Source organism: Nocardioides sp. SR21, assembly GCF_022761125.1.
In the GTDB taxonomy this organism is placed as follows: Bacteria; Actinomycetota; Actinomycetes; order Propionibacteriales; family Nocardioidaceae; genus Nocardioides.
In genome coordinates this window covers 80,830-99,979 of record NZ_JAKWJR010000015.1, presented here as the reverse complement: position 1 = coordinate 99,979, position 19,150 = coordinate 80,830, and the positions used below count along the sequence as shown (strand labels likewise).

General features: G+C 70.6%; 16 protein-coding genes. 8 read left to right on the top strand and 8 right to left on the bottom strand.

From position 1 onward, the window contains the following. Positions 1–122 precede the first annotated feature (122 nt). The 6 genes from MJ604_RS22550 (at position 123) to MJ604_RS22525 (ending at position 6,302) form a co-directional block, all read left to right on the top strand. Positions 123–449 carry an antibiotic biosynthesis monooxygenase family protein gene (locus MJ604_RS22550; protein WP_243060967.1) on the top strand — a complete coding sequence of 109 codons (327 nt, stop codon included), beginning with the start codon at positions 123–125 and terminating at the stop codon, positions 447–449. Continuing rightward, positions 446–1,210, top strand: a complete 765-nt coding sequence (locus tag MJ604_RS22545) for a crotonase/enoyl-CoA hydratase family protein (protein ID WP_243060966.1) — start codon at positions 446–448, stop codon at positions 1,208–1,210. The genes MJ604_RS22550 and MJ604_RS22545 overlap by 4 nt, the downstream gene beginning before the upstream one ends. A 112-nt stretch (positions 1,211–1,322) precedes the next feature. Beyond that, positions 1,323–1,889, top strand: coding sequence for an HhH-GPD-type base excision DNA repair protein (locus MJ604_RS22540; protein WP_243060965.1), 567 nt, complete (start codon positions 1,323–1,325; stop codon positions 1,887–1,889). A gap of 83 nt (positions 1,890–1,972) precedes the next feature. After that, a complete protein-coding gene (locus MJ604_RS22535) occupies positions 1,973–3,601 on the top strand; it encodes an MFS transporter (RefSeq protein WP_308194171.1) in 1,629 nt (542 codons plus the stop codon). Positions 3,602–4,146: 545 nt separating this feature from the next. After that, a complete protein-coding gene (locus MJ604_RS22530) occupies positions 4,147–5,577 on the top strand; it encodes an RNA polymerase sigma factor (protein WP_243060970.1) in 1,431 nt (476 codons plus the stop codon). Between the two features lie 11 nt (positions 5,578–5,588). Then, entirely contained in the window at positions 5,589–6,302 is a 714-nt protein-coding gene (locus tag MJ604_RS22525) for a sulfotransferase family protein (protein ID WP_243060963.1), read from the top strand. Here MJ604_RS22525 and MJ604_RS22520 read toward each other — a convergent pair. The 3 genes from MJ604_RS22520 to MJ604_RS22510 form a co-directional block, all read right to left on the bottom strand. Then, on the bottom strand, positions 6,299–7,132 hold the full coding sequence (locus MJ604_RS22520; RefSeq protein ID WP_243060962.1) for a DMT family transporter: 834 nt from the start codon (positions 7,130–7,132) through the stop codon (positions 6,299–6,301). The genes MJ604_RS22525 and MJ604_RS22520 overlap by 4 nt on opposite strands. Next, a complete protein-coding gene (locus tag MJ604_RS22515; RefSeq protein WP_243060961.1) occupies positions 7,129–7,605 on the bottom strand; it encodes a DUF456 domain-containing protein in 477 nt (158 codons plus the stop codon). The genes MJ604_RS22520 and MJ604_RS22515 overlap by 4 nt, the downstream gene beginning before the upstream one ends. 65 nt (positions 7,606–7,670) lie before the next feature. After that, positions 7,671–7,904, bottom strand: coding sequence for a hypothetical protein (locus MJ604_RS22510; protein ID WP_243060960.1), 234 nt, complete (start codon positions 7,902–7,904; stop codon positions 7,671–7,673). A 418-nt stretch (positions 7,905–8,322) separates the two neighbouring features. Here MJ604_RS22510 and MJ604_RS22505 point away from each other — a divergent pair, with 418 nt between their 5' ends. After that, positions 8,323–10,419 (top strand): type IIA DNA topoisomerase subunit B, encoded by a 2,097-nt coding sequence (locus tag MJ604_RS22505; protein ID WP_243060969.1) that lies wholly within the window; start codon positions 8,323–8,325, stop codon positions 10,417–10,419. Positions 10,420–10,489: 70 nt separating this feature from the next. Here MJ604_RS22505 and MJ604_RS22500 read toward each other — a convergent pair whose 3' ends face one another. The 5 genes from MJ604_RS22500 to MJ604_RS22480 all read right to left on the bottom strand — a co-directional run bounded on the left by MJ604_RS22500 (position 10,490) and on the right by MJ604_RS22480 (position 16,336). Further along, positions 10,490–10,723 (bottom strand): hypothetical protein, encoded by a 234-nt coding sequence (locus tag MJ604_RS22500; protein ID WP_243060959.1) that lies wholly within the window; start codon positions 10,721–10,723, stop codon positions 10,490–10,492. 98 nt (positions 10,724–10,821) lie between these two features. Next, entirely contained in the window at positions 10,822–11,316 is a 495-nt protein-coding gene (locus MJ604_RS22495; protein ID WP_243060958.1) for a carbonic anhydrase, read from the bottom strand. 105 nt (positions 11,317–11,421) lie between these two features. Further along, positions 11,422–13,161, bottom strand: a complete 1,740-nt coding sequence (locus tag MJ604_RS22490) for an MFS transporter (protein WP_243060957.1) — start codon at positions 13,159–13,161, stop codon at positions 11,422–11,424. Next, positions 13,158–13,856 carry an LppX_LprAFG lipoprotein gene (locus MJ604_RS22485; RefSeq protein WP_243060956.1) on the bottom strand — a complete coding sequence of 233 codons (699 nt, stop codon included), beginning with the start codon at positions 13,854–13,856 and terminating at the stop codon, positions 13,158–13,160. Before MJ604_RS22485 ends, MJ604_RS22490 begins: the two co-directional genes overlap by 4 nt. A 5-nt stretch (positions 13,857–13,861) precedes the next feature. Next, entirely contained in the window at positions 13,862–16,336 is a 2,475-nt protein-coding gene (locus MJ604_RS22480) for a DNA topoisomerase (ATP-hydrolyzing) subunit A (RefSeq protein WP_243060955.1), read from the bottom strand. Between the two features lie 78 nt (positions 16,337–16,414). Between MJ604_RS22480 and MJ604_RS22475 the strand changes: the two genes are divergently transcribed. Beyond that, positions 16,415–19,123 (top strand): bifunctional GNAT family N-acetyltransferase/acetate--CoA ligase family protein, encoded by a 2,709-nt coding sequence (locus tag MJ604_RS22475; RefSeq protein ID WP_243060954.1) that lies wholly within the window; start codon positions 16,415–16,417, stop codon positions 19,121–19,123. The last annotated feature ends 27 nt before the right edge of the window (positions 19,124–19,150 follow it).

Genomic DNA, 19,150 nt, shown 5'->3' with positions numbered 1-19,150 from the left:
CTCTGCGTCATCGACATCACTCCCGACGGGCTGAAGCTGGTCGAGCTGGCGCCGGGCGTCACCCGAGACCAGGTCCAGTCCGCAACCGAGCCTGCGCTGCAGTGACGACCGAGGAGGTACCTGTGCTCGCCGACCGATCCTGCGTGGTCGAACACGCCGCCCTGACCGTGGCGGCCGACGACGCGACTGCCTTCGAGGAGGCACTCCAGCGTGGCTTCGAGGTGCTCGCCCGAGCCGACGGCTTCTGCTGGGCGCAGGCGCTGCACCAGGTCGAGGACCCCACGACGTACGTGCTGTTGATCGGATGGGACTCGGTGGAGGCCCACACCGAGGGCTTCGTCCGCTCCGACCTGTTCGGACTGTGGCGCGCCGAGATCGGCCCGTACCTCACCGCTCGTGCCATCGTCACCCACCACGTCCTCGGGCCCACGGTGGGAGGAGCCCGATGACCTCGGGGGTGCTGGTCGAGGACGTGGGCGCGGTCCGCACGATCACGCTCGACCGGCCGCAGGCGCGCAACGCGATCGACCTCGCCGTCGCGCGGGCGGTCGCGGCTGCCGTGCAGGAGCTGGAGGCACGCGACGATCTCCGGGTCGGCATCCTGACCGGATCGGGCGGCCACTTCTGCGCGGGGATGGACCTGAAGGCGTTCGCTGCCGGGGAGAACCCGGTCCTGGAGGTCGGGGGACTGGCCGGGCTGGTCTCGCTGCCACGCACCAAGGTGCTGATCGCGGCGGTTGAGGGCTGGGCCCTGGCCGGGGGCCTCGAGCTCGCGCTCGCCTGTGACCTGATGGTGGTGGCGACCAGCGCGCAGTTCGGGCTGCCCGAGGTCAAGCGCGGCCTGGTCGCCTCCTCCGGCGGGCTGCTGCGGTTGCCCCGGCGGATCCCGGCCGCCGTGGCGCTGGAGTACGCCCTCACCGGCGACCCGTTCGGGGCGGAGGACGCCCATCGACACGGTCTCACCAACACAGTGGTGCCCGACGGGACTGCGCTGAGCGCGGCGTTCGACCTGGCAGCCAGGATCGTCGCCAACGCTCCGTTGGCGGTCGCAGCGACCCGTCGCATCGTCGACGAGCTCCAGACCGGGCCCGTCCCGGCCGCGTTCTCGCAGCAGGCGGCGATCGCCGATCCGGTGATCGCCTCGGAGGACGCGCTCGAGGGAGCCCGTGCATTCGCGGAGAAGCGCCCGCCCGTCTGGGTCGGCAACTGACGTCCCGGCCTCGCTCCTGCTTCCCGCAGTCCCCGGCACCGTCGAGGCCGCACGTGACCGTTCCGGTTCCCGGCCATCTCGTCTACTCCACGTGTCCGGCATGCTGGTGACCATGGCCATCCACATCACCGGCGACGCCGCCGCCGACCAGGTCCTGACCGACGACCCGTTCGCCCTGCTGGTCGGGATGATGCTCGACCAGCAGTACCCGATGGAGCACGCGTTCCGTGGACCCGCGAAGGTGCTCGACCGGTTCGGCACCCTCGACCCGGAGCGGATCGCGGCCGCGGACCCCGAGGAGTTCACTGCACTCTGCTCGACCCCGCCGGCCATCCACCGATTCCCGGGCTCGATGGCCGCGCGGCTGCAGGAGCTGGCCCGCATCGTCGCCGACGAGTACGACGGCCACGCCGAGCGGATCTGGACAGAGGCGGCCGACGGCCGCGACCTGATGAAGCGGATGCAGGCGCTCCCGGGCTTCGGCAAGCAGAAGGCCCAGATCTTCGTCGCGCTGGTGGCCAAGCAGCTCGACGTACGTCCGGCCGGCTGGGAGAAGGCGGTGGGGGACTACTCCCTGGACGGGTACCGCTCGGTCGCCGACGTCGTCGACGGCGCGTCGCTCCAGAAGGTGCGGGACTACAAGAAGGAGAAGAAGGCGGCAGCCAAGGCCCAGGTCTAGGGCTAGGTCTAGGGCTAGGTCTAGGGCCAGGCACAGAGCTGGCCGTCACCGGCGGATGGCCACAACATCACCCAGAAGGCGTGATGCGAAGGTCCGCATGGCTGGACCACAGTGCGAACGTGAACCCTGCCGCGACCCCTGTATCAGCCGCGCCCAGACGCGCCGGGATGGTGCTGGCAGCGCTCATCCTGGGCGCCGCCGTGGCCAACCTGAATCTCGCCGTCGCCAACGTCGCGCTGCCGTCGATCGGCGCAGCCTTCGACTCCTCGCAGACGTCGCTGAACCTGGTCGCGGTCGGCTACTCGCTGGGGCTGGCGGCCTCGGTGCTGTACCTCGGCGCGGTGGGCGACCGCTACGGACGCAAGCTGATGCTGGTCCTGGGCATCACGCTCTCCATCCCCGCCTGCCTGCTCGCGGCATACGCGCCCAACGACACCGTGCTGATCGGCGCGCGCATCTTCGGTGGGGTCTCGGCCGGCATGGCGTACCCGACGACCCTGGCCCTGATCGCGGCGCTGTGGTCGGGCCCCGGGCGCACCAAGACGATCGCGCTGTGGTCGGCGCTCGGTGGCGCCATCTCCTCGCTCGGCCCGCTGATGTCGGGGTTCCTGCTCGAGCACTTCTGGTGGGGCTCGGTCTTCCTCGTGACGCTGCCGCTGGCGGTCCTCGCGCTGGTGATGGCGCTCGTGTTCGTGCCCTCGCACGTCAACGAGGGCACCGAGCCGGTCGACAACATCGGCGGCGTGCTGTCGGTCGTGACGATCGGTGCCCTGGTGATCGGCATCAACTTCGCGGCAGTGCCGGGCTCGAAGGCGCTGCTCGTCGCGATGGGCGTCGTCGTGCTGGCGGCCGGCATCGCGTTCCTCCTGCGGCAGCGGCGGGCCAGCAATCCGCTGTACGACCTGGAGGTGGCGGCGCGTCGCATCTTCTGGGTCGCCGCACTCGCCGGGATCATCGTCTTCGGCTCGTTGATGGGTGCGATGTTCATCGGCCAGCAGTTCCTGCAGAACGTCCTCGGCTACTCGACGCTCGAGGCGGGTACGTCGATCATCCCGGCCGCGGTGATGATGGTGCTGATCGCGCCGCGCTCGGCCAAGCTCGTCGAGTCGCACGGCGCGCGCTTCACGCTGCTCGTCGGCTACGTCTTCGTGTTCCTCGGGTTCCTCACGATGCTGCTGGTCTGGAACGAGGACAGCGTCTACTGGCACGTCGCCCTCGCCTACGCCCTGGTCGGCGCCGGCGTCGGCTTCGCCGGCACCCCGGCGTCCCACTCGCTCACCGGGGCGGTCCCGGTACGCCGGGTCGGCATGGCGTCGGGAACCGCAGACCTCCAGCGCGACCTGGGCGGGGCGATCATGCAGAGCATCTTCGGTGCCCTGCTGGTGGCGGGCTACGCGTCGGCCTTCAGCGCGGAGATCGCGGACTCCTCGGACGCCAGCAAGGTGTCCCAGAGCAGCGAGGCGGCGCTCACCAAGTCGTTCGACAGCGCCGCCGCCGTCGCCCAGCAGCACCCCAAGTACGCCACCCAGATCACCGACGCCGCCAAGTCGGCGTTCCTCGACGGAGACCAGTGGGCCTACCTCGCGGGGCTGGTGGCGGTCACGCTCGGGGCGATCCTGGTCGCGACCCGCTTCCCGGGCAGGGAGCGCGAGCGCGAGCTGCTCGCGTCGTACCAGGCCGAGTCGCCCGACGGAGTGAAACCGCCCGAGTGACGCTCTTGAGTGACCCTCTCGAGTGACCCTCTCGAGTGACGGAGTCGGCAGTCCCGGGCCGATCTGCGACAGGAACGAAAGCAAAATCGCCGAATCGCTGACCAAACGGCCCGTCCTCTGTCATGCTTCTCGTAACAACCCCGCTGGTGACCCGAGACTCCAGCGGGGTTGTTCCATTTCCGCGCCGGCTCCCCACAGGCTCGCCGCCCGGCCGAGGCGGTGGGCCAGACCAGTATGTGAACGCTTCGTTCGTACTCACCGGTCACAAGAGGACTGGTACTAGCGTCGTGCGCGGTAGCCCTCGGAGCGCGTCGTGTTCCCCTCCCAAGGACCTGTCGCTGCAGGCGTTACCGCTGAGCCCCGTCGGCCTTCGCCGACGGGGCTTCTCAGCTCGGGGGCCCGAAGTGGGGGCGATTGCCGAGATCTCAGGGTGTGCATGGCAGAATGACAACCGCGGCTCTTGACGACACCGGGACGGGCCGCGCCCAAGAACTGGTTCGACTGTCGTTTCACGAGAGGTGTTCGTGTCCTCGAACGCGCGCAAGATGCTCCCTGCCGATGTGCTCACGCACCCTGCCGTTGTGGCCCTGATCGATCGGGGCACCCCCACGGGCAGCATCACCCCCGAGGAGGTCCGCCAGGCCAGTGAGGACGCTGCCGTAGAGCCGCGTCATCTCAAGGCGCTGCTGGCCCACCTGAGCTCGCTCGGCATCGCCGTCCAGATCCCGGTCACCACCCGGGCCGTGGCCGCGACGTCGGCCCGCAAGACCACCACCGCGGCCACCGCCGCGAAGAAGGCGCCGGCCAAGAAGGCCGCCGCCGCGCCGGCCAAGAAGGCTGCCGCCGCGAAGAAGACCGCGACCGCCGAGGAGACGCCCGCCGCTCCCGCGGTCGGCCCCGACGGCAAGAAGGTCCTCCCGGACATCTCCGACGAGCAGTTCGAGAAGGACGTCGTCGCCGACCCCTCCATCAAGGAGGACGAGGAGGAGGCCACGGCGACGTCGTCGTTCGTCGTCTCGTCCGCCGACGAGACCGACGAGCCGGCGCAGCAGGTCATGGTCGCCGGCGCGACCGCCGACCCGGTCAAGGACTACCTCAAGCAGATCGGCAAGGTCCCGCTCCTCAACGCCGAGATGGAGGTTGAGCTCGCCAAGCGGATCGAGGCCGGCCTGTTCTCGGAGGAGAAGCTCGCCAAGGGCGGCAAGCTCTCGCCGAAGATCGTCGAGGAGCTCGAGTGGATCGCCGAGGACGGTCGCCGGGCGAAGAACCACCTGCTCGAGGCCAACCTCCGCCTCGTCGTCTCCCTCGCCAAGCGCTACACCGGCCGCGGCATGCTGTTCCTGGACCTGATCCAGGAGGGCAACCTCGGACTGATCCGCGCGGTCGAGAAGTTCGACTACACCAAGGGCTACAAGTTCTCGACGTACGCCACCTGGTGGATCCGTCAGGCGATCACCCGCGCGATGGCCGACCAGGCCCGCACCATCCGCATCCCGGTGCACATGGTCGAGGTCATCAACAAGCTGGCCCGCGTCCAGCGCCAGATGCTCCAGGACCTGGGCCGCGAGCCCACCCCGGAGGAGCTGGCCAAGGAGCTCGACATGACCCCCGAGAAGGTCATCGAGGTCCAGAAGTACGGCCGCGAGCCGATCTCGCTGCACACCCCGCTCGGCGAGGACGGCGACTCCGAGTTCGGTGACCTCATCGAGGACTCCGAGGCGATCGTCCCGGCTGACGCCGTGTCGTTCACGCTCCTCCAGGAGCAGCTGCACGCCGTCCTCGACACGCTCTCCGAGCGCGAGGCGGGCGTCGTGAGCATGCGCTTCGGCCTGACCGACGGCCAGCCGAAGACCCTGGACGAGATCGGCAAGGTGTACGGCGTGACCCGCGAGCGGATCCGCCAGATCGAGTCGAAGACGATGTCGAAGCTGCGGCACCCGTCGCGCTCGCAGGTCCTCCGCGACTACCTCGACTGAGGCTGGACCGATTGGAGCGGCCCGCGGTCTCCGCTGACGTCTTCCGGACCACCCCCGAGAACCGGTACCGGCTCACGCGGGAGTCGCGGCAGGCGCTGCGGCAGCTCAGCCGACCCAGCGAGCGGTCCGGTGAGCTGTCGCCGCTCGGCTACAGCCTCACGATCAGCCACGCGCACCGGTTCGTCTGGTTCCGGGTGGCCAAGGTCGCATCCCGCTCGATCCTGGGCTACTTCGCCGAGCACGACATCGAGCTCGACGTGCACCACGCCCAGAACATGCGGTATCCGACGGCGGTCTTCGGCGACTACCTGAAGTTCGCGTTCGTCCGGCACCCGCTCCCGAGGTTCGTCTCGGCGTGGCAGGACAAGGTCGTCAACAACAACTACTTCGGCTTCGACGACGCCACGCTGTCCCGGATGCGCGAGCGCGTCGAGACGTTCGCCGAGTGGACGGCCACCCAGGATCTCGACGATCCGCGCGAGGGCGACGTCCACCTCGCCCTCCAGACCCGGCTGATCGACCTGTCCCAGGTCGACCTGCTCGGCCGGCTCGAGACGTTCGACGCCGACTTCGCGATGGTCTGCGATCGGCTCGGCCTCCCGGCCGCGCCCGTCAAGCCGCGCAACACCACCAGCGCTCCCGCGACGTACTCCGACGAGCTGCGCGCGGCGGTCGCCGAGATGTACCGCCGCGACTTCCAGGTCCTCGGGTACGACCCCGCCTAGCCCGCCGCGACCAGGACCACCGCGCCTGCGCAGAGCGCCAGCCCGTAGGCCTGCGTGCGGTGGACGTGCTCGCGCAGCACGAGGGCGGCGAGCAGCACCGTGAACGCCGGGTACAGCGACGTGATGACCGCGGCCACCGTGAGGTAGCCGTGCTGGGTGGCGACCTGGAACAGGCCGGTCGCGAGGGATCCGAGCGCACCGCTGATCAGCCCGCCGAGCGCGTACCGGTTGCGTGGCACCCAGCTCTCGCGCAGGGTCATCGCGACCGCGATGATCGCCACGCCGGCGATCGCCTGGTTCAGCGCCAGGGGCAGGAACCCGGCGCTCTCGTCGATCTGCGCCAACGCGGCGAACAGGGTGCCGAAGCCGAGCCCGGCCAGGATGCCGTCGGTCAGGCCCGAGCCGGCGCCGACCGCCGGGCCGTCGACCGGCTCGCGCGAGACCAGCCAGATCGCGGGCAGCGCGAGGAGCACCCCGACCCAGACCAGCGCGCCCGGGCGCTCGCCGGCGGTGAGCCCGACGAGCACGGGGACGATGACCGCGCCGACGCCCGAGACCGGCGCGACCACGCCCATCCGCCCCGAGGCGAGCCCGCGGTACAGGAACGCCGTACCGAAGCCGTTCGCGACGCCGGCGACGGCCGCCCAGCCGAGGTCGGCAGCGGTGGGGGAGCCGCCGTCGACGAGGGCGACCAGCAGGACCAGGACGGTGCCGCCGATCTGGGCGACCAGCGAGACCGCCCAGGCGCCGCCGCGGCGGGAGAAGAGGCCGCCGTTGAAGTCCCCGAGCCCGTACGACGCCGCCGCGAACAGGGATAGCAGCAGCGTCACGTCGCGAGCACTCCGAAGACCCAGACCCAGGTGGCGGCGATCGCGGCCAGCAGCTCGATCACGATGGAGAGGCCGACCGCCTTGAGGGAGTGCACGGTCGAGGGCCAGGCGTCCTTCGAGCCGACCCGGGCGAGCTCGGCCAGGTAGATGCCGAGCACGAAGCCGATCAGCAGCCCGATCACCGGCACCACGAAGAAGCCGATCACGCCGAGCAGCACCCCGAACCACTGCGTGGTCGCGGGGATGCCGGCCACCTGGAGCCGGCGGCCGGGGACGACGTACTTGACGACGGCGCCGGCCGCGACGATCACGGTGGCGGCGGCGAACACCGACCAGGCGGTGGCGCCGCCCACGTCGATCGCCCAGACCAGGATGCCGCCGACGACCAGCACGGACCCGGGCAGCACCGGCACCAGGATCCCGACGAGGCCGACGGCGATCACCACGGCGACGAGGATCTCGGTGGCGGTCACGGCTGCACCCTAGATGCAGAACGGCCCCGGACAGTGTCCGGGGCCGTTCTGGGTAGGTCTGGGGCTCAGTGCTCCGAGTCGGAGGCGCTGGCCGGGTTGCTGGAGAGCTTGTGGGTCTCGTCGATCACGTGGGCGGCGATCTCCTTGAGCTTGTCGCCGTGCTCACGGGCGTGGTGGGCGCAGAACAGCAGCTCACCACCGGACTGGAGCTCCACGCGAAGGTAGGCCTGGGCTCCGCAACGGTCACAGCGATCCGCGGCGCTCAGCGCGGCGGTGCTGGGGGCAACTGCAGTGGTCACATCGGCCTCAATTCTTCTTCTGCGTTCGGTGTCTGGCTCAACGTAGCGAGGGTCTCCAAGATTCCCGCCGTCACGTGGTCCTGACCACGTCATCCAATCATGTACTGCTTTCCCTCATCGGCAGGAATCCATGCTTTTCAAGACCTGCTGTGGGAAGAAACACGATCACTACCGAGTGTGACGCCGAGGAGGTGCGTCGCGTTGCGAATCGGTCGACCCGAGGAACGATCGTTTCCACATCGTGACGTGCCACCCAGGTGAAGCGAACTGCTGGTCTGCTGCTGGCGCTGCGCGGGTGCTGCTCGGGGAAGTGGTGCCCACGGTAGCCCTGCACGTCGGCAGGCGTGCCTTCATCGGCGTCCGGCGTGTCGCAGGTAGATTCGTCCCTGAGACACCCGCCGGATTGTCCCCAGACCGGATTTCCCCAGAACTGGGCAGAGCCAGGAGCCCCACGATCGACAACACGTACAACGCAGCGCACCTCCTCGTCCTCGAGGGACTGGAGGCGGTGCGCAAGCGTCCCGGGATGTACATCGGCTCCACCGACACCCGCGGCCTCATGCACTGCCTCTGGGAGATCATCGACAACGGCGTGGACGAGGCGCTGGCGGGCTCCGCCCACCGGGTCGAGGTCACGCTGCACGCCGACGGCTCCGCCGAGGTGCACGACGACGGCCGCGGCATCCCGACCGACAAGGAGCCCAAGACCGGGCTCCCGGGCGTCGAGGTGGTGGCGACCAAGCTGCACGCGGGCGGCAAGTTCGGCGGCGGTTCGTACGTCGCCACCGGTGGCCTGCACGGTGTCGGGCTGTCGGTCGTGAACGCGCTGTCGGCGCGGATGGACATCGACGTCGACCGCTCGCCGGCCCAGCAGGGCCTCTCGTTCCGTCACGGCACCCCGGGCGTGTTCTCCGCCGAGGGCCCGGACGCGCCGTTCGAGCCGAAGTCCGGCCTCACCCGCAAGGGTGGCCGGGTCGCCAAGGGCAGGTCCGGCACCCGCGTGCGGTTCTGGCCGGACCGCCGGATCTTCACCAAGGACGCCCAGTTCGAGTTCGACGGCCTGATCGGCCGCGCCCGGCAGACGTCGTTCATCGTGCCCGGCCTGGAGCTGGTGATCCGCGACCTGCGCGGCGAGGTGCCGGTCGAGGAGAAGTTCCGTCACGACGGCGGCATCGCCGAGTTCACCGACTTCCTGGCGCCCGACGAGGCGGTCACCGAGATCCTGCGGCTGCAGGGCAGCGACACGTTCACCGAGACCGTCCCGCTGCTCGACGACAAGGGCCACATGACGCCCCAGGAGGTCGAGCGCGAGCTGGTCGTCGACGTGGCCGTGCGCTGGGGCACCGGCTACGACACCACGACCCGCTCGTTCGTGAACGTGATCGCCACCCCGAAGGGTGGCACCCACGTCAGCGGCTTCGAGCAGGCGATGACCCGCACGTTCAACGACGCGATGAAGGCCGCGAAGGTCCTCAAGGTCAACGACGACGACGTCATCAAGGACGACGTGCTGGAGGGCCTGACCGGCGTGGTCACGGTCCGGCTGGCCGAGCCGCAGTTCGAGGGCCAGACCAAGGAGATCCTCGGGACCCCGGCCGCGCGCAGCGTCGTACGCAAGGTCGTGGCCGCGGAGCTGAAGAAGTTCCTGACCTCCACCAAGCGCACCGAGAAGGCGCAGGCCAAGCTGGTCATGGAGAAGGTCGCCGGCGCGGCCAAGACCCGGATCGCGGCGCGCACGCACAAGGAGACGCAGCGGCGGAAGAACGCGCTGGAGTCGTCGGCGCTGCCCTCGAAGCTCGCCGACTGCCGCGCGAACGACAACGAGCGCACCGAGCTGTTCATCGTCGAGGGCGACTCGGCGCTCGGCACGGCCAAGCTGGCGCGCAACTCCGAGTTCCAGGCGCTGCTGCCGATCCGCGGCAAGATCCTGAACGTCCAGAAGGCGTCGGTCGGCGACATGCTGAAGAACGCCGAGTGCGCCTCGATCATCCAGGTCGTCGGCGCCGGCTCCGGCCGCACGTTCGACCTCGAGGCCCGCCGCTACGGCCGGATCATCTTCATGGCCGACGCGGACTCCGACGGCGCGCACATCCGCTGCCTGCTGGCGACGCTGTTCTACAAGTACATGCCCGAGCTGCTGCAGGAGGGCCGGGTTTACTCCGCCGTGCCGCCGCTGCACCGCATCGAGATCTCCAACCCGAAGAAGGGCCAGGAGAAGTACGTCTACACGTACTCCGACGACGAGCTGCAGCGGAAGCTGGCCGAGCTCAAGAAGAAGAACGTGAAGTGGAAGGACCCGGTCCAGCGCTACAAGGGCCTCGGTGAGATGGACGCCGACCAGCTGGCCGAGACGACCATGGACCCGCGCCACCGCACGCTGCGCCGGATCACCGTCGACGACGCCGACGCCGCCGCGAACGTCTTCGAGCTCCTGATGGGCTCCGACGTCGCGCCGCGCAAGGAGTTCATCGTGCAGGGCGCCTACGAGGTCGACGTCGAGGCGCTGGACGCCTAGCCGGGACGCCCCAGCGGACCGGCTGATGGTGGTCGAGCGTGTACGAGACCCCGTCAGTGCACCGACGACGTCAGTCCCGGTCGGCCTTGTTCCGCAGCACCAGGTTCGAGGTGAAGATGTACAGGGGCTCGCGGTCGCCCCACGCGGGGACGATACCGGCGAACTCGTAGCTCTGGTTCGTGGTGAGCTCGATCATCGTGGCCTCGATGAAGTGGTGCTCGGGCGGGCGCACCGAGCTGCCGCGGTAGACGCCGCGTCCGACGCTGACCATGTCGGAGTGGGTCAGCACGTTGTAGTCGGCCATGCGGTCCTGCACTTCCTGCCTGATTGAGAGAGGTCCGAGGTCCTCATCGGCAGGTCGGCGGATGTCCTGAGCGGTCCCGGCCCAGCAGGGGGAGACGGTCAGACGAGCTGCTCGAGCAGTCCCGTGTCGACGTCGTAGATGAAGCCGCCGACCTTGACGGTGTCGGGGATCAACGGGTGGGAGCGGACCTTCTGGACGTCCTCGGCGAGGGCGGAGGCCTGGTCGGAGACGACGTGGAAGGGCTGCCACGAGGCGTCGCGGCCGGCCGAGGCGGCGACCCGCTCCCGCAGCTCGGCCTCGGTGTTCGAGGCCACCGCGCACCGGGTGTGCGGCACGACGAGGATCCGCTCGACGTTCAGCAGGTGCGCACCCAGCACCAGCGCCTCGAGCGCCTGCGGGGTGATCCGGCCACCGGGGTTGCGGAAGATCTTGGCGTCGCCGGGCTTCAGGCCGAGCATGCCGAGCGGGTCGATCCGGGAGTCCATGCACGTCACGATCGCGACACCGGCGTGCGCGACGCCGTCGAATCCCGAGAGGTCGAAGGACGAGGCGAACTCGCGGTTCGCCGTCAGCAGGTCGTCGAAGTCAGCCACGGGCCGAGGCTAGCGGAGACGCGCCAGCGGCTTCGGTGATGGTGGTCGAGCGAGACGCGCGACCGAGGCACGAGGCCGCGACCGGCGTGTCGAGACCCCCAGCCCTCAGCCGCCCATGCGTAGCAGCTCACCCGTCGACACGGCGCGGGTGCCGGCGCCGCGGAAGAGCACCAGGGCCAGGAGGCCGGCGATCACGGCGCAAACTGCCGCGCCGGTGAACACGGTGTGCTCCTGGGCGATGCCCGCGACCTTGAGCAGCTCGGTGAACTCCTGGCACCGGGTGTCGCCACCGCAGACCTCGCGGGCGGGCGGCAGGTCGGCCTGCTCGGCGTAGTACCGGCGCAGCCCGATCGTCGTGAGCGCGGAGATGCCGACCAGCATGCCGACCATGCGCGACACGACGACGAACGCGCTGGCCAGGCCGTGCACGTCGTCGCCGGTGCTGGCGAGGACGGCGGCATTGACCGGCGCGAGCGCCAGGCCGAAGCCGAAGCCGCAGATCACCAGCGGCAGCGTCGCCACCGGGCTCTCGAGCGCCTCCAGCCCCCACGTCGCCATCCAGAGGAACCCGACCGCCGCGCACGCCATCCCCAGCGCCGTGACGACGCCGGCGGGCAGCGTGCGGGTCAGGTAGCCGCCGAGCACCGCGCCGACCGGCAGCGCGACCAGGAAGCGCACCAGCACCAGCGCCGCCATCAGCTGCGAGCCGGGGTAGACGGTGGTGCGGGCGAACAGCGGGATGTCGATGAGGGCCGCGATCAGCGCGGCACCGATGAAGAAGCTGACCAGCATCGCGCCCCAGGCGGGGGTACGCCGCAACGCGCCCGCCGGGACGAGCGGCGCGGGGGAGCGGCGTACGTGCACCGCGAACGCGAGGGCGGCCAGCGCGCCGCCGAGGAGGTACCAGAGCCCCTGGTCGGAGAACACCTGGATCTTGGGGTCGGCGGTCGCGAACGCCAGGATCACGCCGGACAGGGCCAGCGCGAGCAGCAGCGCGCCGAGCACGTCGGCCTCGCGCAGGGTGCCGATCCACGCCCGGACGTCGAACAGCGGTCGCCTCGCGGTGCAGCAGCGGACCGCGAGCAGCGCGGCTGCCCCGATCGCAGTGAGGCCGAGCGGGGTCAGCCAGCGGCTGTCACCGGTGACCGGGATGAACAGCTGGCCCCAGGTGAGGTCGCGCATCATCCCGGAGGGCTCGACGCAGACCAGCACGCCGGTCACCAGCGCGACGAGGGCGAGCAGGAGGGAGAGCCAGTCGAGGTCTCGATACGCGCGCCGGCGCTCGCTGCTCGACCACCGCGACAACGCGATGGCGAGGACGACGCCGACGACGAGGTTGACCAGGAAGATCACCCGCCAGTCGGCGACCGACAGGATCAGCGCGCCGAAGAGCGGGCCGACGACGCTGCCGAGCTCCTGGACCGCCGAGACGATGCCGAGAGGCACGCCGCGGCGCTGGACGGGGTAGAGGTCGGCGACCAGCGCGAGCGTGGCCGGGACCAGCCCGCCGCCGCCGAGGCCCTGGAGGAAGCGGCCGACGACCATCGTGGTCATGTCGTAGGCGAGCGCGGTCACCAGCGAGCCGATCGCGAACACGACCAGCGCGGCGACCAGCACCGGCACCCGCCCGCGCAGGTCCGCGATGCGGCCGATCAGCGGGAGCATCGCGACGTACCCGAGCAGGAAGCCGGAGACGATCGGCGCGGCCCGCTGGAGCTGGTCGACGGGGATCCCGGAGCTCGCCATCATGTCCGGCAGCGCGAGGACGACGACGTAGGTGTCCGCCGCCGCGAACGCCACGGCGACCGCCGCGAGACCGAGCAGCACCCGCGGCGAGCCGGTCATGGGGCGGTGATGTCCTTCTCGGTGCCGTAGTCGTCGAACGTCACGGTGTACGTCATCGACTCGGAGTCCTCGTAGAAGACGCCGGTCAGGCTGACCTCGCGGAGCTCGCTGTCGTCGGAGATCGTGTACGACGCGTCGAAGTCGCCGGACGCCGTGGGGATGATGTTCGCGACCACGTCGCCGGCGACCGTGCCGGTGTACTCGGTGAGCACCTCGGAGTTGTTCTCGCCGCCGCGGACGCTCTCGCCCTCCTCGACGTCGGTCGTCTCCGTGAGCAGCGTCGAGAAGCCGGCATCGGGGTTCATCAGTTCCGCGGGGTCGGGAGCGCCGTACTCCGCCGGGTCGATGTCCTGCCAGCCCGTGGTGAGCGGGAGCTGGGCGTAGACCGTGCCGTCGACCGCGACGACCGGAACCTCGAACGGCTGGCCGGAGAGCGCGACGGTGATCGTGCCGTCGAACGCCGGGGCGTGGGTGCCGATCCCGTCGGCGCCGGTCACACCCGTCACGCCGTCGGGCAGGTCGTCGGTCGCGAGGGTCAGGTGGACGCCGGACGTCTCGTCGAGGTTCGTCTTCGCCTCGGCGAGCACCGCGGTCGGGTCATCGCCGTCGCCGCCCGACGACGGGTCGTCGCCGCTGCAGCCGGTCACCGAGAGGACGACGAGGGCAGTCGCCGCGAGGGCGTTCCGAGTGCGCACGGACGTCACCCTTCCACACCGACGCGGAGGGCGACCGGCCCGGCGCAGGCCACGATCGGCTGGCTGCCAGGGATGCCGGAGCCGTCGCGCCGGCCGTTCGCCTCGGGCAGCTCGATGGGCGCGCCGCTGGACGCCGCGGCCCGCGCGGGGGCCGTTCCGGCCCAGGCGAAGACCAGGGCGTCCTCGCCCTTGAGGAACCGGTGGCAGCGGACGCCGCCGGTGGCGCGGCCCTTCGACGGGTACTCCGAGAACGGCGTGACCTTCACCGCGCCGGGCTCGGTGCCCGGCAGCGCGGTCGACGAGCCGGAGGCGGTGACCACGACCGAGCCCTCGGGCGCGTTCGGGTCGATCGCGCCGAACCACACGACCCGCTCGCCGGACGCGACGCGGACGCCGGCGATGCCGCCGCCCAAGCGCCCCTGGGGGCGGACGCCGTCGGCGCCGAAGTGCAGCAGCTGGGCGTCGGAGGTGAGGAAGCACAGGCTCTCGGAGCCGGTGGTCAGCTCGATCGCGCCGACGACCTCGTCGCCGTCCGCGAGCCGGATCACCTCCCACTCGTCCTTGCCGAGGACCTCGGGGTTGACCCGCTTGACCGTGCCCTGGCGGGTGCCGAGCGCGATGCCGGGGCCCTCGGTCGCGAGGGTGCAGAGCGCGAGCAGCCGCTCGCCGGGCTCCAGCGCGAGGATCTCGCTCACCGGCAGGCCGCCCGCGAGGTGCGGGTCGTTGGCGGTGTCGGGCAGCTGCGGCAGCTCCAGCACGCCGATCTTGACCAGCCGGCCGGCGCTGGTGAGCCCGCCGACCTCGCCGCGCGCGGTCGCGCGGACCGCGGACACGACCACGTCGTGGTTGGCGCGGCCGCCGCCCTGGCCGGGACGCTCCGCGTTGGCCGAGCGGGCCAGCAGGCCGCTGGAGGAGAGGTAGGCGTAGCAGGGGTCGTCCGCGACCTCGAGGGGTACGGCGGCCGAGGTGACGGCGGTGCCCGCGGACTCGAGCAGCACCGTGCGGCGCGGCGTACCGAACGTCTTGGCGACCTCGGCGAGCTCGTCGGACACGACCTTCCGCAGCAGCTTCTCGTCGGACAGGATCGCGTCGAGCTCCTCGATGATCCGCTCGAGCTCGGACTTCTCCTTCTCCAGCTCGATGCGCGAGAACTTCGTGAGCCGGCGCAGCGCCATGTCGAGGATGTACTCGGCCTGGACCTCGCTCAGCTCGAAGATCTCGATGAGCCGCTCCTTGGCGGCCCCCGCGTTGTCGCTGGACCGGATCACCTGGATGACCTCGTCGATGTCGAGGATCGCGATCAGGAGGCCGGCGACGAGGTGCAGCCGGTCGGCGGCCTTGGTGCGGCGGTACTGCGAGCGGCGGCGTACGACGTCGAAGCGGTGGCCGAGGAAGACCTCCAGCATCTCCTTGAGGCTCAGCGTGCGCGGCTGGCCGTCGACGAGGGCGACGGCGTTGATGCCGAACGTGTCCTCCATCGGGGTCAGCTTGTAGAGCTGCTCGAGGAGCGCCTCGGGGACGAAGCCGTTCTTGACCTCGATGACCAGGCGCAGGCCGTTCTCGCGGTCGGTGAGGTCCTTGATGTCGGAGATGCCCTGGAGCTTCTTGCCCTGGACCAGGGTCTTGATCCGCTCGATGACCTTCTCGGTGCCGACGCCGTAGGGCAGCTCGGTCACGACGATGCCCTTGCGGCGGTTGTTGATGCTCTCGACGCGCGCGGTCGCGCGCATCCGGAACGTGCCGCGGCCGGTCTCGTAGGCGTCGCGGATGCCCTCGAGGCCGACGATCTTGCCGCCGGTCGGGAGGTCCGGGCCGGGGATGAACCGCATCAGGTCGTCGAGGCCGGCCTTCGGGTGCGTGACCAGGTGCCGCAGCGCCTGGACCACCTCGACCAGGTTGTGCGGGGCGCAGTTGGTCGCCATGCCGACCGCGATGCCGGTGGTGCCGTTGACGACCAGGTTGGGGATCGCGGCGGGCAGCACCGAGGGCTCGGTCTCGCGGCTGTCGTAGTTGGGCTTGAAGTCGACGGTGTCCTCGTCGATCGAGGCGGTCATCGCGACGGCGGCCGGGGCCATCCGGGCCTCGGTGTACCGCATCGCGGCGGGGGAGTCGTCGGGCGAGCCGAAGTTCCCGTGGCCGTCGATGAACGGCAGCCGCATCGACCACGGCTGCGCCATCCGGACCATCGCGTCGTAGATCGCGCCGTCGCCGTGCGGGTGGAGCCGACCCATGACCTCACCGACGACGCGGGCGCTCTTCACGTGCCCCCGGTCGGGGAACAGGCGCATGTCGTTCATCGTGTACAGGATCCGGCGCTGCACCGGCTTCAACCCGTCGCGGGCGTCGGGGAGCGCCCGGGAGTAGATGACGGAGTAGGCGTACTCGAGGAACGACGACTCCATCTCCTGCTTGATGTCGGTGTCGAGGATGTGCTCCTCGAAGTCGTCGGGGAGGTCCTGCTTCGTCTTGCCGCGAGCCATGCCGAGGATTCTCTCAACCGGGTCCGACGGAACGGGCAGGGCCACGCCGCTGGGACCGAAGCGCGATAGATTTCCCGCGTGACCGACCCCCAGGACGCGCCGACGGTGCAGGCACCCCCGCAGCACTGGGAGGCCGACGTCCTGCTCCGGGACGGCCGCACCGCCCACATCCGCCCCATCCGGCCCGAGGACCACGACGTCTTCGTCGAGTTCTACGCCCGCGTGTCGGACCAGTCGAAGTACTACCGGTTCTTCTCGCCGATGCCCCGGCTGTCCGAGCGGGACCTGGCGCGGTTCCTCAACGTCGACCACGTCGAGCGGGTCGCCTTCGTGCTCACCCTGCAGCAGCGGATCATCGCGGTCGGGCGGTACGACGTCGTCCGGCCCGGCGAGGCGGAGGTCGCGTTCCTCGTCGAGGACCAGCACCAGGGCCGCGGCATCGGGCAGCTGCTCCTCGAGCACCTGGCCCAGGCGGGCCGCGAGCGCGGCGTGGAGCGGTTCGTCGCCGAGGTGCTGCCCGACAACTCGCGGATGATCCAGACGTTCCGCGACGCCGGCTACCGCGTGGTGAGCGAGTACGAGGAGGGCGTGCTCCAGCTGGAGTTCTCCATCGACCCGACGGACACCGCCATCGGCCTGATGATGAACCGCGAGCACAAGGCGGAGTCGGCATCGATCGAGAAGTTCTTCAACCCGCGCTCGGTCGCGGTCATCGGCGCCAGCCGCCGCCAGGAGACCATCGGCCAGGCGCTCGTGCGCAACCTGGTCACCGGCGACTTCACCGGCCGGGTGTACGCCGTCAACCCGACGTCACACGCGGTGTCCGGGCTGCCGACGTACAAGACGGTCGCGGACATCCCCGACGACGTCGACGTGGCGATCGTCGCGGTGCCCGCGGACGCCGTGCAGGACGTGGTGCTCGACTGCGCCGCGAAGGGCGTGCACGGGCTGGTCGTGATCTCCTCGGGCTTCGCGGAGACCGGCGAGGAGGGCCGGGTCCGGCAGCGCAAGCTGGTCGGGCTGTCGCGGTCGTACGGCCTGCGACTGATCGGGCCGAACGCGCTCGGCATCATCAACACCTCGGGCAGCGTGTCGCTGAACGCGTCGCTGTCGCCGCTGATGCCGCCGCGCGGCCGCGCCGGGTTCTTCTGCCAGTCCGGTGCGCTGGGCACCGCGATCCTGGAGAAGGTCTACAACCGGGGTCTCGGCCTCTCGACGTTCGTCAGCGCCGGCAACCGCGCCGATGTGTCGGGCAACGACCTGCTGCAGTACTGGGAGGAGGACGACTCCACCGAGGTCGTGCTGCTCTACCTCGAGTCGATCGGTAACCCCCGCAAGTTCTCCCGCATCGCGCGCCGGGTCTCCCAGCGCAAGCCGATCATCGCGGTCCGGTCGGGCCGCACGACCCAGGGCGTGCCGATGGGCCACGCGGTGCGCAAGATCGTCGCGCCGCCTGCGGCCGTCGACGCGATGTTCCGCCAGGCCGGGGTGATCCAGGTCGACACGCTCGACGAGATGTTCGACGTCGCCCAGCTGCTGGCGCACCAGCCGCTGCCGCGCGGGCGCCGGGTCGCGATCGTCGGGAACTCCGACGCGCTCGGCCTGCTCGCCGCTGACGCCGCCGCCGCGGTGGGGCTGGTCGTGAACAAGGCGATCGCGCTCGGCGCGGACGCCAGCGCCGACGACTTCGAGGACGCTCTCGACGCGGCGATCGACGACCCCGAGATCGACTCGGTCGTCGCGGTCTACGTGCCGCCGATCAACGTGTCCGGCGAGGACGTCGCGAACGTCCTCGCCGCGGTCGGCGAGCAGTCCGACAAGCCGCTCGTGTCGTCGTTCCTCGGCGCGGAGGGCGTTCCCGAGCTGCTGCGCGTGCCCGACGTCGCCGGCTCGACGGCCGGCCGCGGCTCGGTGCCGTCGTACCCCGGCGTGGAGGCGGCGGTCCGCGCGCTCGCCCGGGTCGTGGAGTACGCCGTCTGGCTGCGCACCCCGGGCGGGAGCCCCGCGAACCCCGTGAAGGCGGACGCCGCGGGCGCGAAGCGGATCGTCAACGAGCTGCTCAAGAAGTTCCCCGAGGGCGCGGAGGTCGACCTCGAGTCGCTGACCGCGCTGCTCGGCGCCTACGAGATCGAGCTGTGGCAGACCCGCAAGGTCGCGACCGTCGAGGAGGCGATCGCGGCCGGCGAGGCGCTCGGCTGGGACGTCGTGCTCAAGGCGACCGCCGAGCACCTGCGGGAGCGGCCCGACCTCGCGCACGTACGCCGCAACCTGTACCAACCGGCCGAGATGCGGCAGGCGTGGACCTCGCTCAACGCGGTGATCTCCGAGCCCGAGCGGGCCGGCTTCGTCGTGCAGAAGAACGCCAAGCCGGGCGTCCCGATCGCGATCCGCAGCATCGAGGACCCGCTGTTCGGCCCCGTGGTGTCGTTCGGGATCGCCGGACCGCTGACCGAGCTGCTCGCCGACCGGGCCTACCGGATCCCGCCGCTGGGGGAGCGCGACGCCGCCTCGATGGTCCGCGAGATCAAGTCGTCGCCGATGCTGTTCGGCTACCGCGGCAGCGAGGTCGTCGACGTCGCCGAGATCGAGCGGCTGATCAACCGGGTGGCCCAGCTGCAGAACGACCTGCCCCAGATCAGCTCCCTGGAGCTCGGCCTGGTGCTCGCCGGAGCCGAGGGCGCCACGGTCCTGACCGCCGCGGCACGGGTCGACCCGGTGGCCGACCCGCGGTCCGACTGGTTCGTGCGCCGGATGCCGACACCGATCGGCGACACGCTCCCGAACTGATCCCGAACTGATCCCGGCCGGATTCCG